This is a genomic window from Sphingobium sp. (genome assembly GCF_035511395.1).
GTDB lineage: Bacteria > Pseudomonadota > Alphaproteobacteria > Sphingomonadales > Sphingomonadaceae > Sphingobium.
The window spans coordinates 1-16913 of the sequence record NZ_DATKFP010000407.1 but is presented as its reverse complement, the minus strand read 5'-3'; the positions used below and the strand labels follow the sequence as shown (position 1 = coordinate 16913).

15 protein-coding genes and 1 tRNA gene are annotated in these 16913 nt (G+C 61.2%); 9 read left to right on the top strand and 7 right to left on the bottom strand.

Annotated elements, in window-relative coordinates:
* Positions 1-326 precede the first annotated feature (326 nt).
* From VMR39_RS27295 to VMR39_RS27280, 4 genes are all read left to right on the top strand, one after another.
* Positions 327-2570, top strand: a complete 2244-nt coding sequence (locus VMR39_RS27295) for a GumC family protein (protein ID WP_325421157.1) — start codon at positions 327-329, stop codon at positions 2568-2570.
* A 103-nt stretch (positions 2571-2673) separates the two neighbouring features.
* Positions 2674-3348, top strand: coding sequence for a response regulator transcription factor (locus VMR39_RS27290; protein WP_325421155.1), 675 nt, complete (start codon positions 2674-2676; stop codon positions 3346-3348).
* Between the two features lie 242 nt (positions 3349-3590).
* Positions 3591-5699, top strand: coding sequence for a hypothetical protein (locus VMR39_RS27285; protein ID WP_325421153.1), 2109 nt, complete (start codon positions 3591-3593; stop codon positions 5697-5699).
* Between the two features lie 222 nt (positions 5700-5921).
* Positions 5922-6716, top strand: a complete 795-nt coding sequence (locus tag VMR39_RS27280; RefSeq protein WP_325421151.1) for a Crp/Fnr family transcriptional regulator — start codon at positions 5922-5924, stop codon at positions 6714-6716.
* Positions 6717-6773: 57 nt separating this feature from the next.
* Here VMR39_RS27280 and VMR39_RS27275 read toward each other — a convergent pair.
* A tRNA-Lys gene (locus VMR39_RS27275) sits at positions 6774-6849 on the bottom strand.
* A 42-nt stretch (positions 6850-6891) separates the two neighbouring features.
* The gene (gene folK / locus VMR39_RS27270; protein WP_325421149.1) at positions 6892-7398 is read right to left on the bottom strand and encodes a 2-amino-4-hydroxy-6-hydroxymethyldihydropteridine diphosphokinase; all 507 of its coding nucleotides are present in this window, start codon (positions 7396-7398) and stop codon (positions 6892-6894) included.
* A gap of 23 nt (positions 7399-7421) precedes the next feature.
* Between folK and VMR39_RS27265 the strand changes: the two genes are divergently transcribed.
* The gene (locus tag VMR39_RS27265) at positions 7422-8078 is read left to right on the top strand and encodes a uracil-DNA glycosylase (protein ID WP_325421147.1); all 657 of its coding nucleotides are present in this window, start codon (positions 7422-7424) and stop codon (positions 8076-8078) included.
* Positions 8079-8120: 42 nt separating this feature from the next.
* Here VMR39_RS27265 and VMR39_RS27260 read toward each other — a convergent pair whose 3' ends face one another.
* From VMR39_RS27260 to VMR39_RS27250, 3 genes are all read right to left on the bottom strand, one after another.
* On the bottom strand, positions 8121-9404 hold the full coding sequence (locus VMR39_RS27260) for a serine hydrolase (protein WP_325421145.1): 1284 nt from the start codon (positions 9402-9404) through the stop codon (positions 8121-8123).
* Positions 9405-9445: 41 nt separating this feature from the next.
* Positions 9446-11422, bottom strand: a complete 1977-nt coding sequence (gene parE, locus VMR39_RS27255) for a DNA topoisomerase IV subunit B (RefSeq protein WP_325421143.1) — start codon at positions 11420-11422, stop codon at positions 9446-9448.
* A gap of 61 nt (positions 11423-11483) precedes the next feature.
* Positions 11484-11921, bottom strand: a complete 438-nt coding sequence (locus VMR39_RS27250; protein ID WP_325421141.1) for a MarR family transcriptional regulator — start codon at positions 11919-11921, stop codon at positions 11484-11486.
* Positions 11922-12051: 130 nt separating this feature from the next.
* Between VMR39_RS27250 and VMR39_RS27245 the strand changes: the two genes are divergently transcribed.
* Positions 12052-12477 (top strand): organic hydroperoxide resistance protein, encoded by a 426-nt coding sequence (locus VMR39_RS27245; protein WP_325421139.1) that lies wholly within the window; start codon positions 12052-12054, stop codon positions 12475-12477.
* A 178-nt stretch (positions 12478-12655) separates the two neighbouring features.
* Positions 12656-13510, top strand: coding sequence for an outer membrane protein (locus VMR39_RS27240; RefSeq protein ID WP_325421137.1), 855 nt, complete (start codon positions 12656-12658; stop codon positions 13508-13510).
* A gap of 75 nt (positions 13511-13585) precedes the next feature.
* Here the strand turns inward: VMR39_RS27240 and VMR39_RS27235 are convergent, their stop codons facing one another.
* Positions 13586-14269, bottom strand: coding sequence for a GcrA family cell cycle regulator (locus VMR39_RS27235; protein ID WP_325421135.1), 684 nt, complete (start codon positions 14267-14269; stop codon positions 13586-13588).
* 117 nt (positions 14270-14386) lie between these two features.
* Between VMR39_RS27235 and VMR39_RS27230 the strand changes: the two genes are divergently transcribed.
* Together VMR39_RS27230 and VMR39_RS27225 are read left to right on the top strand one after the other, a co-directional pair.
* Complete coding sequence (locus VMR39_RS27230; RefSeq protein ID WP_325421133.1) at positions 14387-15235, top strand: ABC transporter permease; 849 nt, start codon at positions 14387-14389, stop codon at positions 15233-15235.
* Between the two features lie 234 nt (positions 15236-15469).
* Positions 15470-16387: a hypothetical protein gene (locus tag VMR39_RS27225; RefSeq protein ID WP_325421131.1), complete on the top strand. Its 918-nt coding sequence runs from the start codon at positions 15470-15472 to the stop codon at positions 16385-16387.
* Between the two features lie 51 nt (positions 16388-16438).
* Here the strand turns inward: VMR39_RS27225 and VMR39_RS27220 are convergent.
* Positions 16439-16913, bottom strand: a 475-nt coding sequence (locus VMR39_RS27220) for a UDP binding domain-containing protein (RefSeq protein WP_325421129.1), incomplete at its 5' end; no start/stop codon positions are given.

Genomic DNA, 16913 nt, shown 5'->3' with positions numbered 1-16913 from the left:
GTCTGGTCTGCCGCCGTGCGAAGGCTCCTGCATGGCGGCCAGGGCCATGGTTTCGATATCCCCGCCGATCGAAGCGGCTGGGCTGGGCGACGACGGTGGCTCTTGAGTCATGGCTGTGGCGTGCCGGTTCCGCCGCCTGATTGCTAGGCGGCAAAGAGGGATAGTTCAGTAGAGGTATAGGGAACACGGCCAGCGGTAGGAGAAGCGCGGGGTGCTACCCAAAATCGTCGGAATGCACCCTTCTGGTTTCTGGCTGCGTTTCGGCAGCCGCGTAAGGTCCAAGGCTCCACAATCTTCAGTTTCGTATCGATTCGGAGTGACGAAATATGCAGGACCGTGCGCTGGCGGATATGAGACCACCCCCACCCGCCGTGCCACAGCAGGCATCGGGGGTCGATTTCCTCCGGGTTCTGCGGCGCCATCAACGGCGTCTGGGGATCACTTTTCTCGTCGTCATTGTCCTGGCCGCCATCGCGCTGGCTTTCATCGCACCGCGATATCAGGCCACTGCCGTCATGCGCGTCGATACGGGCGAGACGGTGATGTCGACCGAGGATGAGACTGCGGCCTCCATCCGCGACGCGGAACTGCGTCGTGAGCATCAGATCGAAACGCAGATCCAGTTGCTCCAGTCCCGTGCCGTCGCACGCCAGGTCGTGCGCGACATGGCGCTGCATGACGATCCGGAGTTCAACCCCTATGCCAATCCCGACAAGCGGACCAGGTGGGACGACTTCTGGGATCGCGTGACCTTCTGGAACGCGGACGACCGCGAACTGCCCAAGGCTTCGGTAAAGGGCAACACGTCGCCCCAACTGATCGAACGGACGACCGATCGTCTGCTGGATGCGGTCAAGGTCGAGCAGGACGGACAGTCGAGTTTCGTGGACGTCACCGTGACTTCCGTCAGCCCCGACAAGGCGGCGCGGATCGCGAACAAGATCACGCGTGCCTATGTGAAATCGCAGGTCGAGGAACGGCAGTCAGCGGTCAAGCGGCGTATCCAGACGCTCGGCGAACGCGTCGCCGAGCTGCGCGGGCAGCTTGTTTCCACCGAACAGTCGATCGCCTCCTACCGGCGCTCGCGGGGCCTCGATCCGGGGGCGGGCAGTGATGCGAATGCGGCGCAACTCGGGCGTGCGGCGGCCGAACTGGCGGCGACCCGTGGCCAGCGTGCCGAAGCGGCGAGGCGTTCGGGTTCGGCGGGGCAATTGATGTCGCCGCTCCTGGCGGACCTGCGCAGCCAGCAGGCGAATGTGCAGCGTCGTCTCAGCGAACTGACCACCCTCTATGGCAGCGGTCATCCCGACGTGCGGAAAGCCTATGCTGAACTGAGCCAGCTGGACAGCAACATCTCCAACGAGTCTGCCCGTGTGCGGGCGCAATTGGCCAATGAAGCCTCCGCCCAGCAGTCGCGCGAGTCCCAACTTGCGGGCGATGTCGCCTCGCTCAGGTCGCGGTCGCTCAACGCCATCGTTCAGGGCGTTCCGCTTGCCGACCTAGAACGCAATGCCCAGGCTCTGCAAACCGTCTATCTCGCATCGCTTGGCCGTCTCAACGAGATCCGCCGGGACGAGAAGAATGTGAAGGCCGATGCGACCATCGCATCTCCCGCCCTTCAGCCGACGCAGCCCAGCTTCCCGCGCCGGACACAGATCATGGCAGCGGCCGCCGTCGCCGCGATCATTTTCGGCCTGATCGTCGTGATGCTGAGTGAGGCGCTCGATACGCAGGTCCGCAGCGCGGCGCAGATCTGGGCAATCGCCGGTCTGCCCACTTTGGGGTTGATCCCGCGTCTTACCGACCGCCGTGAGCAGCGCATCGCCACGCACCAGCGTGTGATCGATCATCCCTATTCGACCTTTGCTGAATCGGTGCGATCGATCGAAAGCCGGCTCGCGCGCAGCGCTGGCCGTGCCGCCGGGAATGTGGTCATGGTCACGTCGCCTCTGCCGGGCGATGGCAAGACGACGCTGTCGATCGGGCTGGCGTCCGCCGCGATCGCGCGTGGGCGCCGGGCGATCGTCATCGACTTCGATCTGCGTCGCCCAGGGCTGGGAAGCACGTTGCAGCGCGGCACGTCGGGCAAGGATCTGCTCGATTATCTCGCCGGCAATGCCACGCTCGACGAAGTCATCCTGACCAGCGCGTCGACCCCGACCATTCATGGCATCCGGGCGCTGCGATCCGCGCCAGATCCAGGCGCAGCAATCGCCTCGCCACGGGTCGAAACGCTGATATCGGCCCTGCGCGCGCGCTATGATGTGATCGTCCTCAATACGCCGCCGGTCCTGGCGGTGGGGGATGCGCAGGAGCTAGCGCATCATGCCGACCAGACGGTGATGGTGCTCCGCTGGGGACGCACCACGCCCGACCTCCTGCGATCCGCCATATTGCAGTTCGGCGAACCGATCACCGGCGCGGCCTTCAATCGCGTACAATATCGGAAACATGCGCAGCTTCGCTATGGCGACAGCATCCAGCATTATCGCAAATATACTTATGGCGAGGAGGAAACCCCCAATCGGCTTGCGCCCCTCATGCGGTTGATCGGCCGTCGTGCCGGGTAGGACTGAGGCCGTAACCGGACCCACCCGGCAGCGGTGGGCAGGCAACCGTTTTTCAAGAAAGGGCAAGCCGTTGCCCCCGGATTTGATAGCTATTGAGGGAGGATTGGGGACTGGCGGTCGGGATACGCTCCGCGAACTGCACCTGCTTGTGATCGACCCCCGGTCGCTCACCCGCGATTGCCTTATCGCAGCGCTCCAGGACACGCCGGAAATCCGATCGGTGACGGCCGCCGCCAGCGTGTGGGAAGCCTCCACAACCCTGCGCGAGCAGCGGATGATCAATGCAGTCCTGCTCAACCTCGCGTCCGATGCGTTTGATCTGGCCAGCTTGTCCGATATGATTGATCCGTTGCAGGTCGCCGCTCCCGGAGGGCGGATACTGATCCTGACCACTCATACCGATACCGATCATGCGGGAGTCGCGCTGCGACTGGGCGTCGATGGCTATCTCAACAGCGAAATGTCGTTCGAACTGACCAAGGATGCGATCTGCATCGTAGGGCGCGGGTGCATCATATACCCGCGATCCGTGCTGGCGGGGCCGGGGCTGGGATCGGCGGTTACGCCGGTCGGAAGCTTGCTCACCCATGACGAACGGCTTACCCAGCGCCAGCGCGAAGTATTGGAAGGCGTGGCGCGTGGCCTCACCAACCGAGAGATAGCCGGCAGGCTGGTCATCAGCGAGCGGACGGTCAAGGCGCATGTTAAGGAGCTGATGCGTAGGCTCGGCGCGAATAATCGCACTCAGGTCGTTGCGATCGCGAGCAATCTTCTCTGACTTGACCTGATATTATTCCGATAATTAAAGTATCCATCCATAATCATGTCCTAAAGAACATGATCTTTAGGACATGATGACTATTTTCATCAGCAATTTTGAGGCGGGCTGATGAAAATTTTGCGATGAGTTAACTTGATCGCGATCAATGTGTCGATAGAACCGCACCGGGTTCATTTCGGGTGCGGCATTTGTCGTGGGCACTGCGGTGGAGAGTTTCAGAAAAGGGTGCGGGCAAGTTGATGATCCGGAATGCGAAGCCGGATGATGGCGGAATATTGCCTGTTGAAGATATCGGAGTGGGGTGGGGAATGTCGCGTTCTGCAAACAAACGAGCGAAGCTCCTTTTTCTGACGGCGGTGTTGGCTGCACTGGTCGCGAGCGGCGTCGTGGTTCGCGCAGGCTCCATCGACATTGGTGCGAAAGTGAAACTCGCCGCCGATTTCTGGGTGGTGCAAGGGGATTTGCGGACGGGCGCGGGTATCCAGAAGGCGGCGGCCAGCGGGGCTATTGTTGGCGGGCCCTTGATCCAGAATGATGAACGCTGGTGGAATGTTGACTTTGCCCAGGGCGTGGACGGCTGGGTGAAGGAAGCTGCTCTGGCTGAGAATGTCGGAACGGCTACCTCTCTATCCTCGTCCACTGCAGCATCGCCGCTCCTGTCCACGCGAAGCCTCGCGGTTCCGATACCTTCTGTCGCTGCTGCCGTCGCATCCGGAACGGCCGCCGCCTTCGTCAATCCCGACGACGGCGCCATTCCGGACCGCGCTCTCCATCCGTTGGCATTCCCGACTGCAACAGGTTTTGGCAAGAATACAAGCGTGCGAAGTCCGGATGCGGTTGTGTACAAGATAAACACACTCACTGATGTCGCCGATCCGTTGGATGGCAAGATCAGTTATCGTGAATGTGCGCTCGCTCTGCCGATCACCAATCCCTATGCTATTCCGGCTAATCGTCCGCGTTATTGCGTGTTCGATGTGGCGGGTGCTATCATTCTTCAGGCGCCGGCCTTCATTACTCAGCCAAAAATCTATATTGCGGGTCAGACCTCGCCGGGAGGTATCGAATTTCGCCTGGGATCGAAATATGATCCCGTAGATTCCCTGATCGACACACGGCGTGGTGGAAATCACATGATCTTGCGCCATGTGCGCACGCGCACCGGGCCGCATCTGGGGCGTGCATCCGAAAATGGCGATCCGATCCGCATGTCGGGTACCAATAACCAGATTATCGACCATGTGTCGACGATGTTCGGAACTGATGAGAGTCTGGACATGGCTTGCACAGATTGTACCGTTCAATGGTCTATCATCGGTCCCAATATTTGCAGGAATGCCGGGCACACATCATATCTGCACTGCAAGACCTTCTTCCTGAAGCCCGCGACGCGCGTAACCATCGCGCATAACCTGTCACAGCATGGAGAGCAGCGCGGCATCAACATCGCCGTGGGCTCCAATCCGGCGGTGGCGGGAGCAACTGGTCAGGTCGATGTCATCAATAATGTTCTCTACAATTTCATTGCCGAGGCTGGGCTGGTTTCGAACCAGTTCGGAAGCGTTTACGCCAATTACTTGAACAACGTCTATTTGCGTGGTCCAAAATATAATGCATCCGATGGCAATTATCTGATTGGCCTCTATGCGAATGCCAGCCGCTTTGCCTTCGGCTTCAATATTTTCTCCAAGGGGAATGTGACGCCCAGGACGCGAATCGCCGGGCAGTTCGGGTCGACCACGACAGATTCTTTCCAGAAGAGTGCGGGCTATATCGCTCATGTCAGTGCGAATTCGGTCTGCGGCCTTACCGCCGCCGGCTTGCAGGATTGCAGTCGTTTTGGCCTGACCGTCGTGCAGGACAAGCTTTACGCATTGATGCCCGGCATGAAGTCGCCCTCTTTCGACCCGATCAGGCTGACTTCCGCGCAACAGGCATTTCGCGACGTCATGACTTTCGCCGGTGCCAACCTTTGTCTCCATGGGGCGTGTCGCGACAATGTGGACGCCATGTATGTCGATGACGTCCGAACCTGCGATACGGCGCCCTACAAGTTCGACCAGAACTGGCCATCGACGGTTGCGGAAGCTGGTGGCTGGGCGCGGATTACGAAGCGCACTGCCAAGATCGACAGCGACAATGATGGTATGCCCGATGAATGGGAAAAGAAGTTCAGGAATACTAATCCAAATGTCTGGGACGCTAATGACGATCGCGACGGAGACGGTTATCCCAATATCGAGGAATATCTGAACTTCCTGGCGAAGGAGGATATCCGCTACCTGAAGATGGTTGGGGCCGGTTCTGGTGCTGTTCCCGCCTATAATTGCGGTAGGCCGATGTTTTGATCGCCGAGCTGAATATCTGATAATGACATATATTTCGGATGTCATGTTGATGTGGATCAATAGTTTTGCGGGTGAGAACGTCATCTTGATGGCGTTACATCATTTGACATTATTCTTATTAGGCTATGGGTTAGCCTAATGATGTAGATACTTTATTGGTATAATCGACTAAAAGCATTCGACGGCCCGAATCTGGCGAGAGTCAGGCCGCGGAGATTTATGGTGCTGGACGGGTTTGCCAGGAAACTGGGCTGGAAACTGGGTGTCTCTCCAGAAGAGGCGCAATCGCTGGCGGATGTGGCGCAACGGCAATTGCGACAGGCTAAGGCACGTCAGGATATCTATGTCGATGGCGATCCGGCGTCCAACGTGCGGGTCATCGTGGACGGTTGGGCCTGCCGTTACCATCAATTCGAAAATGGCACGCGTCAGATCGTGCAAATTCTGATGCCGGGCGACATATTGGGACATGACGTCGCGCATGCCTATCAGGATCATTCTGCCTGCTCCATTTCGCCGGTCGTCTTTGCCCAACTGTCCCAGATCGATTTCATGGCGGTTACGGCGGAGTTTCCTGGCTTGGAAAGGGCGCTGCGACGGGATTTGAGCATGACGCTCGCCATTCAGCGCCAGTGGATTTCCGTTATTGGGCGGTTCGGCGCGACGCAACGCATCGCTCATCTGCTCTGCGAGCTTTATGTGCGTGCTCTGCTGCTCGAAAGCTCCAAAGAAAAGCGGGCGGTCAATTTCCCGATGGCGCAGCGCGATATCGCCGACTGCACCGGCCTCAGCCTGGTGCAGGTGAACCGGAGCATCAACCTGCTCCGGTCGACGGGGTTGCTCTATTGGCGTCACCGCTCGCTGGAAATGGTCGACTTAAGCGCGCTGGCGAAAATGGGGGCGTTCAATCCGCATTATCTCGGACATGTCGGAAGCATGTTTGCACGAGAAGAAGGAGGGGGAACTCGGAGCCGTTCAGGAGGCGGAGGGCAAGGGACGTTGCCGCTGTTCAGATGAAGGCCGGTTTCCAACGATCAGGGGCGTTCTCGGTAATCCGAATGGCGCCTATTCCGATGGTGAGCCCTGCTGGATTCGAACCAGCGACCTACTGATTAAAAGTCAGTTGCTCTACCGACTGAGCTAAGGGCCCCCGAGGAGGTGGAGGTCGCCCTAAAGCGGGCGGGGCAGATGGTCAACCTCTTGTCGCGTGCTTTGCTGTCGCTTTTTGCAGACGACCATGAAGGTGGCGTATGCAAAGGCCGGTAACGGGATCGCGCCAGCCCGGTGCAATGGCTATCAGCGGGGTCAGGACGAAGCTGCGGTCGCGGCACGCTGCGTGAGGAATCGTCAGTGCCCGATCGCGCCAGGTACCACCCGACCAGAATATGATGTCGATATCAATGCTGCGTGCGCCCCAGCGGCGATGGCGGCGGCGTCCGAGCCGTTTCTCGATCGACTGGAGGAATACCAGCATCGCGCGTGGAGGCAGCGGGGTTTCCACCAGCATCGCGCCATTGGCGAATATGCGTGTCGACGGGCCGAGCGGCGGTGTAAAGATCGTGGGCGACACGGCTATCACCCGCGCTTGCACGCCGACCAGCGTGGCCGCTTCCTTCAATAGCCGGGATGGAGTGCGGCGTGCGGACAGGGGACGGTTCGATCCAAGTGCCAGCGCATAGAGATGGGTTGTGTCCGCCATGCTCCAGCGCCTATCTGCTCCCGATGATCCTGGAAAGTCCCTTGCCCGAAACCGAGCCGTCCCGCGACTGCTTGCATTGTCCGCGTTTGGTCGATGTGCGGACGGCTTGCCGGGTCGAGCATCCCGACTGGTGGAATGCGCCCGTCCCTGCATTCGGTGATCCGGATGCGCGCATTGCCATCATCGGTCTCGCTCCGGGACGACAGGGCGCCAATCGCACCGGACGGCCTTTTACCGGGGATCAGGCCGGCGAATTGCTCTTTTCCACGCTGGCCCGGCACGGGCTGACCAAGGGGCAATATGAAGGGCGACCGGACGACGGGCTGACGTTGCGGGGCGCGATCATCCTCAATGCGGTCAAATGCATGCCGCCGCATAACAAGCCGGTGCCGCAGGAGGTTCACAACTGCCGGCCTTTCCTGGCGCAGGCGGTGTCCGCCCTGCCGCGAGCGCGCACCTTCATCGCCCTGGGCGAGATTGCGCACCAGTCGGCGGTGAAAGTGTTGGGCGGCAAGCTGCCCAAGGCTCGTTTCGCCCATCTGGCCGAGCATCGGATGCCCGACGGGCGTATCCTGATCGATAGCTATCATTGCTCACGCTATAATCAGAATGTCGGCCGGTTGACGGCGGAGATGTTCGACGCAGTGTTCGCCAGAGCGGTCGCGATCGCGGGCGAATGACGGCATGGACTGCCTGCTGTCGAGTGCGCGGATCCGACCGGATCAGGGCGGCGAGTCCGCCAGCAAGTTGAGCGCCCGCGTCATCAGCGCAACGAACCTGCCTTCTCCGACCCGCGCCGTTGGATTGTTCCAGCTGCCACTGACGGCGTACCATGCGCCGTCCTGGGCCTGGACGAGGAAGTTCATTGCCATGACGCCCGGTTCGCTGCCCCCCTTATAGCCCAGATAGCGCCACCGCTTCGCATCGGCCGGGGCAATGCCGGGATTGACGGCAAGGATCGGCAGAGCGTCGCTGCCATGGACGCGCAGCCAGTCCAGCACGCCGACCATGTCCATGGGAGAAGCGAACCATTCGATGCTGTCGATCGCGGTGGGCACTTCGGCGACGCTGCCGATATCCACCCGGTTCGCAGTAAGCCGCGGACTGGCGTCCCGCAACAGGGAGCGTCGGGCTTCGGGAGAGCCGGCCTCGAAGCGGCGGCGCAGGTCGGCATTAGCCGGCATCTTGAGGGCAAAGGCTTCGGCGGTGCCGAGCAGCGGCAGCGTCTTTGCCGCATCGGCATGGCCGGTCATCGCAAGCATCGAATCCACCCTGTCGCGCCCCAGCGCCAGTAGCAGCGTGTCGGCCGCGCTATTGTCGCTTTCGGCGATCATCGCGGTCGCGAGGCTATGGAGCGTCATGGGCGCGCTGTCCGGCCAGTTCATCAGGCGGCCGGAAAAGCTCTTGGGACCAAGCGGAATGACATCGCTCCAGCGCCGTTCGCGCGCCGCAGAGACGCGGGCGAGTTCGCCCAGGATATAAAGTTTGAAACTGGAACCTGTCGCCATCTGCGCGTCGGCGCGATGGGCGCGCAGCAGGTGCGGGCCGTCGTCGGTCAGTCTGGCAATGGCGAAGGCGGTGGTGCCGGACAGGGCGGAGATGTCGGCCACGACCTTGTCCAGGCTGTCATTGGCAGTGCGCGCGCCGATGATATGCAGGCCGATCACCCGATGCGGAGGCTGGGGCGCCACGACAATAGCGAAGCCAACCGTTGCGCGTTCATAGCGGATTTCGACCTGGCCCGCCGTGGCGCTTTCGGTCCGGACCGATCCCAGCGCGACGGGCTTTCCATGCTGGGCACGCAGATCGGCGGCGATCGCGCGCCAGCGATCGACCGGGACGGCGTCGAGGAAGAGTGGAGCGAAAAAGTCGGCCTCGCCACCCGGCGCGGCAAGAATATGGAGCAATTGTTCGGCGCGAGCCTGATAGGCGGGGTCGATCTGCGCCGAAGCCTTCATGGGCAGCGCCATGAGAAGCAGCGACAGCAGGATCGACCATAGCCGCACGCGCTACGCCCCAGGGAAGGGCGAGGCGGACGATATCATCCTCATGCGTCGATCGCTTCCTCGTCCACTGCGGCTGCGTTTTCCTGGATGAAGGCGAAGCGGTGCGCCGGATTGGTGCCCATCAGCCGGTCGACCAGATCGCGCACTTGTTGACGGTCCTCGATGTCATCAGGCAGGGTGATGCGGATCAACATGCGCGTCTTGGGATCCATGGTGGTTTCGCGCAACTGCATCGGGTTCATTTCGCCAAGCCCCTTGAATCGGCTGACGTCGACCTTCTTGCCTTTGAACTCCTTCGTCATCAACTGCTCGCGATGGGCGTCGTCCTTGGCATAGAGGCTCTTGCCGCCGGCAACCAGGCGATAGAGCGGTGGCTGGGCGAGGTAGAGATGGCCGCGCCGCACCAGTTCGGGCATTTCCTGGAAGAAGAAGGTCATCAACAGGGTCGCGATATGCGCGCCGTCGACGTCGGCGTCGGTCATGATGACGATGCGTTCGTAGCGCAGATTGTCGGGATTGCAGTCCTTGCGGGTGCCGCAGCCCAGCGCCAGGATCATGTCGGCGATTTCCTGGTTCGCCAGGATCTTGGCGGTGTTAGCCGACGCCACGTTCAGGATCTTCCCGCGCAACGGCAGGATCGCCTGCGTCTTGCGGTCGCGTGCCTGCTTGGCTGATCCGCCCGCCGAATCACCCTCCACCAGGAAGATTTCCGCGCCTTCGGGATCGTCGTTGGAACAGTCGGTCAGCTTGCCGGGCAGGCGCAATTTCCGGCTGTTCGTCGCGGTCTTGCGCTTGACCTCCTTCTCCTGCTTGCGCTTGAGGCGCTCGTCCATGCGGTCGAGCACATAAGAGAGCAGCGCCTTGCCCCGGTCCATATGATCGGTCAGGAAATGGTCGAAATGATCGCGCACGGCATTTTCGACGAGGCGCGCGGCGTCTGGGCTGGTCAAACGATCCTTGGTCTGGCTCTGAAACTGGGGATCGCGGATGAAGACCGACAGCATGATCTCCGACGACGTCATGATGTCGTCGGCGGTGATATCCTTCGCTTTCTTCTGGCCGACAAGATCGCCGAAGGCGCGGATGCCCTTCACCAGCGCCGCACGCAGGCCCGCTTCATGAGTGCCGCCATCGGGGGTCGGAATGGTGTTGCAATACCAGCTATAGGAACCATCCGACCAGAGCGGCCAGGCGACCGCCCATTCGACGCGGCCGGCGGTGCTGGGGAAATCCTGATTGCCGGAAAAGAATTGCGTGGTCGCGCAGTCGCGGTCGCCCAGCTGCTCTTTCAGATGATCGGCAAGCCCACCGGGAAACTGGAACACGGCTTCGGCCGGCGTATCGTCGCTGATCAGCGCGGGATCGCATTTCCAGCGTATCTCGACGCCCGCGAACAGATAGGCCTTGGACCGGGCGAGGCGATAAAGGCGCGCGGGCTTGAATTTCTGTTCGCCGAAAATCTCGATGTCCGGGACGAAGGCGACCGAAGTGCCGCGCCGGTTAGGGGCAGCACCGACCTTTTCGAGGCTGGTCTGCGGCAGACCCTGCGAAAAGCTCTGCCGGAACAATTCCTTGTTGCGCGCGACTTCGACGATCGTGCTGGTCGACAGGGCGTTCACCACCGAAATGCCGACGCCGTGCAGGCCGCCCGATGTGGCATAGGCCTTGCCCTCGAACTTGCCCCCAGAATGAAGCGTGGTGAGGATCACCTCCAGCGCCGACTTGTCCGGAAATTTGGGGTGCGGATCGACCGGGATACCGCGGCCATTGTCGGTGATGGTCAGCCGATTGCTCGCCTCCAGCGTCACCTCGATCCGGGTGGCGTGCCCTGCGACCGCTTCGTCCATGCTGTTGTCCAGCACTTCGCTGGCCAGGTGATGCAGCGCACGCTCGTCCGTGCCGCCGATATACATGCCGGGGCGACGGCGAACCGGCTCCAGTCCTTCCAGCACCTCGATGGTGGAGGCGTCATAGGTGGGGGTGGTGGGCGTGTTGGCGGCGAACAGGTCTTCGGACATGGAAACAAGCTATAAGCGGGCGGGCGGCAGGCGCAAGCGCGGGTTCGTGCAGGCAGGGTGGTCAGGGCAGGGGATCGCGCAGCGCGGCCCAGAGTTGCTTCACCCTTGCATTGAGATCGGCAAGCTGTGCGCCCTCCATGCCCGACCGTTCCATCAGCGCTTCGGCGAGGCAGCCGCACGCCTCGCGCATCGCTGTGCCTCGTTCGGTCAGGCGCACCTCAACCCGGCGCTCGTCGGCGGTGGAGCGGGCGCGGACGAGAAAGCCGGCTGCCTCCAGCCTCTTGACCAGCGGCGTCACGGTGCTCGATTCGAGCGAGAGTCGCTCGGCAATCTGGCCGATGGTGCCCCCATCCTGTTCCCAGAGCGCATGGAGCACCAGATATTGCGGATAGGTGATGCCCAGCCGATCCAGCATCGGCCTGTAGGCGCGGCCGATGGCCATGCTGGTGGCATAAAGCGAGAAGCAGAGCTGTTCATCAAGCGGACGGGCGGCGGCCATGAATTATCTCCTTTGTCAGACCATTAGCATGAAAAAGGATATCGCGATAAATTTCTGCTGGACAAGGATCGGGTACATTCCTATCTAATAATTATCGCGATAAATAATATCGCAGTAAAAAGGAGGTTTTATGTCCGTCGAAGTCAAATATAGCACCCGCGCCACCGCTACGGGCGGCCGTGATGGCGAAGCGCGCACCGAAGACGGTGCGTTCGCCGTGAAGCTTTCGACCCCCAAGGAACTGGGCGGTGCGGGTGGCGACGGCACCAATCCCGAGCAACTGTTTGCGGCCGGCTATTCGGCTTGCTTCATCGGCGCGCTCAAGGTCGCTGGCGGACAGTTGAAGATCAAGGTCCCGCAGGATGTGAGCGTGACCGCAACGGTCGGCATCGGCCCGCGCGCGGCTGGCGGTTTCGGCATCACCGCCGATCTGGAAGTGCGCCTGCCGGGTGTGGAACCCGTTGATGCCGAAAAACTGATCGCCGCCGCGCACCAGATCTGCCCCTATTCAAACGCGACGCGGGGCAATGTCGATGTCGGGCTGACCATCGTCTGAAAGAAAGGGGCCGCTCCATATGGGGCGGCCTTTTTTACTTTGGCTGGTCGATGTGGGGTGAGGCTTTTGCATCACGGTTCTGCGAAAATGTAATGCAAAGTGAAACAAAGGGGGATGGCAGGTCGTTGGCGCAGCAACCGTGGACGAGATCGTCTGCGTCATGGTGAGGAGACCGCTTATGAAATTCAAATCCATCGCGCCGCTCGGCGCTACCCTTTTCCTCGTCCTTGCCGCGCCTGCAATGGCACAGGATGATGCTGGCAGCCCGGATTGGACCGGGCCTTATGTCGGTGGGTCGCTTGGTTACAACTGGCTTCCGAACAACAAGGCCAACGATCTTGAACAGGTCTATTTCGATACCAACGGAGACGGCCAATATGGCGACATCGTCCAGACCCCGAGCGGCGGCAATGCCTTTGCTCCGGGCTTCTGCGACGGCAAGGGGACCAGCGCTACCACCTGTTCTTCGATGGATCGGGAAGGTAAAGCGGCATGGTCGGCCATGGCGGGCTATGACATGCAGATGGGTAGCATCGTCGTCGGCGGTGTGATCGAAGGTGGCCAGTCCTATGGCACCAACTATGTTACCGGGTTCAGCACGACTCCGGCGAGCTATACATTGGGCCGCAGGCTGGACTGGGAGGCGGCTGCGCGGTTGCGTGCAGGTTTTGCCCTCAACCGTACCCTGATCTATGCGACCGGTGGTCTGGCCTATGGCAAGTTCAAGAACAGCTTCCAGACGACCAACGCTCTCAATAGCTTCACTGAAAACAACAAGTCCGAGGGTGATTGGGGTTATACCGTCGGCGGCGGCATCGATCACAAGATCAGTGATAATTTCTCGATCGGTGTGCTCTATCGCTACACGCGCTTCAACCCGAACGACTATACGGTGACCGTGACCCAGGGCAGCGCCCCGGCGACCAACCCCTTCGTCAATCCGGCGACGACGTCGGGTCAGACCGTTATCAGTCGCAGCAATGAACAATATACGACGCAGAGTGTCCGCGTGACGGCGGCGTTCCGCTTCTGAACATGGGGAGGCGGGATGCCGCCTCCCTTCCCGACAATGAAAAGGCCGCCTCGAAGGGCGGCCTTTCTTGTTGGCTCAGCGAACGCGCGGGCCGCCGAAGGGCATGGGCGGGGGCGGGCGACGCGTGCCGCGCGGCAACTGCGCCTGATAGGCGCGACCGCAATGTTCGACGCAATAGGGGAAGCCGGGATTCACCGCTTCGCCACAGAAATGAAAGTCCGGTTCGCCCGGATGGCCCATCGGCCACTTGCAGATCCGCTCGGTCAGGTCGAGCAGGCTGGTCTTGTCGGCGATCTCCGCGCTGGGCTTGGCCGGAACAAGGCGGCGGGGCGGTGCGGGCGGAATCGGCGCCTGCTGATCGCCCGGACCCTGACGCAAGAAGCCGCCGGGGCCGACCGACACGATACGCGGTGGCGGCGGCGCGGGCGGAGCCTCTGGTGAAGCGGCAGCGGCGGGAGCAGCGACAGGCGCTGCGGGGGCAGCCGGACGCGGCGGAGCCGGCTGCGGTGCTACCGGCGCAGCGGCGGTGCGCGGTGCCTCTGCTTCGGAGGCGGGCTTGCGCGGCGGCGGCGGTGCGGCCTTCTTGGGCGCTTCGTTCGCCTTTACCGGCGAGGGGCGCGATTGCAGGCCCAGGCGGTGCGCCTTGCCGATCACGGCATTGCGGCTTACGCCGCCCAGTTCATCTGCAATCTGGCTGGCGGTCAGGCCGCGTTCCCACATCGCCTTGAGCTGGTCGATACGCTCGTCGGTCCAGGACAATGAAAAACTCCTCACAATTCGTCTATGGCTTCCTATATGGGAAGCACGCCACGCAGGTTCAAATCCTTGGACCTGACCCCTTGCAGCACAACGGACCAGCCGATAGTCGATCTGCCTATGAACGACCAGCCCAAAATTGCCGCCGAATCGCTGTTTGCCGAACCGGGGGTGCCGCAGATCCGCAACGTGAACTGGGCCGGCACCTGGGCGCTCTACCGCAAGGAAGTGCGCCGCTTCATGAAGGTGCAGCTCCAGACCGTCTGGGCGCCGGCGATCACGACACTCATGTTCCTCATCATTTTCATCGTCGCGCTGGGCGGTAGCGGGCGCACCGTGACACTGCGCGGGGAGGCAGTGCCCTTCGCGGATTTTATTGCGCCGGGCCTCATCATCATGGGCATGATCAACGCCTGCTTCGCCAATGCCAGCTTCTCGCTGATGGTGGGCAAGGTGCAAGGCACGCTGGTCGATTATCTGATGCCGCCTATCTCGGTCGGTGAATTGCTGTTCGCGCTGGCGGCTTCGTCAGTGACCCGCGCGGTACTCGTCGGCTGCGCCCTGTGGCTTGCCATGGCGACCTGGCCGGGCGTGCATGTGACGCCAGCGCATTTGTGGGCGGTGGTCTGGTTCGGCTTGCTTGGCACCAGCTTCATCGCCTTCCTGGGGGTGCTGACCTCGATCTGGGCAGACAAGTTCGATCATGGCGCTGCGATCACCAATTTCGTGATCGGGCCGCTCGCCCTGCTGTCGGGTACCTTCTATTCGATCGACCGGCTGCCGGCCTTTTTCCAAGGGATCAGCCACGCCAACCCCTTCTTCTACATCATCTCCGGCTTCCGCTACGGCTTCGTCGCGGCGGCGGATACCAATGTGGTGACGGGCAGCCTCGTGCTGCTGGCACTCAACCTGATCTTCGGGGGGCTCTGCTACGCGCTGCTGCGCCGGGGCTGGAAGATCAAGGCCTGATCCTGTCGAAGCGGGTTGACGGGGGTGGTGCCCTCGGCCGCGCCGCTCATTTCATTCTCTACTGATCTGATTTGCAATGATGGTGCGCGCCTGTTAGCAGTTCATCTGCCTGTAGCGATCCATCGAGCGGGCTTCCCTTCATCATGGTGCTCAAACCTGCCTGATAGCCGATCGGCTGCCGGTCGGGTCGCGTCCGTTCGGGCAGGCGCCATCGCGGCAATAAAGGGCCAGCAGATGACGATCAGGAAATGCTATCTCTCCATCAACCAGAGCGGCATCAGCGCCAATCTCGATCTATTGAAGGTCGCGATCCATAGCTGTTACAGTTACGCCAGGCTTCAGCCGATCCTGCTTTATACTGGTGATCCGGTTCCTGAACTGGAGATATTGGAAAGGCTGGGCGCCACGATCGTCCATCATCAGGTCTCGTTCGAGCAGGAATTGAAGATCGGCTATGGCGACCGATACCGAAAATTCCTCGGCCACTGGCTGCGCGTGGACATTCCGTTGATCGAGCAGGAGGATGATTATGTGCTCTACGCCGATTGCGACGTGCTGTTCTGCAAGGAAATCAGCTTCGCCGATTATCCCACCTATATCGCGGTCGCACCCGAATTTTCCAAGGACAACTGGAGCTATTTCAATTCCGGCGTGATGATCATCAACGTCGCCAATATGCGGGCGGTTCATGCCGAATTTCGGGAGGCGATCCGGCATCGACTGACCAATAATTTCCAGACGCCGCCACATGACCAGAAAAGCTTCAACGACTTTTTCGGCGACAAATATGATCGCCTGCCGCTGGAGATGAACTGGAAACCCTATTGGGGTGTGAACGAGGCGGCGAGCATGGTCCATTTCCATGGGTTGAAGCCGGCCGTGGCGATCCGCGCGATGACGATCGAAAACTACCAACTGACGGACAATATTCGGCGCCTGTGGGAAAAGAACAAGGCGGCCTATATCGATTATTGCCAGCTCTACACCGATGTCCTTGAAGAGGCGAATGCGGCTGCTGACGCGCAGGTCCAGCAAGTCGCTGCACAATGTGCGGCGGCATTATCCAGCCGCCCCGTCCGTCAGACGAAGCCTGCAAAAACCGGAACGGCGATCCCCATGATGAAGAGGATCGCCGCCGATATCATCCAGTGACGGATGTGGGGAAGGGCGCGGTCATGGCCGCGCCCTTCCCCCAGGGCCAGATCAATTGCCCGCGCCACCTACGCGTGCGAGCTGGAAGCCTGCATCGGCGGCTTCGGCGACGGGATAGATGTTGCGCAGGTCGACGAGCGCATTGCCGGTCATCGACCCGGCGAGACGCTTGAGGTCGAGCGCGCGGAAGATGTCCCATTCGGTGACGAGGACGAGAGCGTCGGCGTCCCTAGCAGCCTCATAGGCATCCTTCGCCATGGTGACGCCGGGCATCATCGGCGCAGCGACCTCCATGCCTTCGGGGTCATAGGCGACGATCTTCGCGCCAGCATCTTCGAGTGCCTGGACGATGGCGATGCTGGGAGCGTCGCGCATGTCGTCGGTATTGGGCTTGAAGGTGAGACCGAGCAGCGCGACCGTCTTGCCGCGCGCGTCGCCGCCCAGGGCCTTGACGATCTTGCGGCCCATGGCCCGCTTGCGCAGGTCGTTGACCTGCACCACCGTCTCGACGATGCGGCTGGGGGCG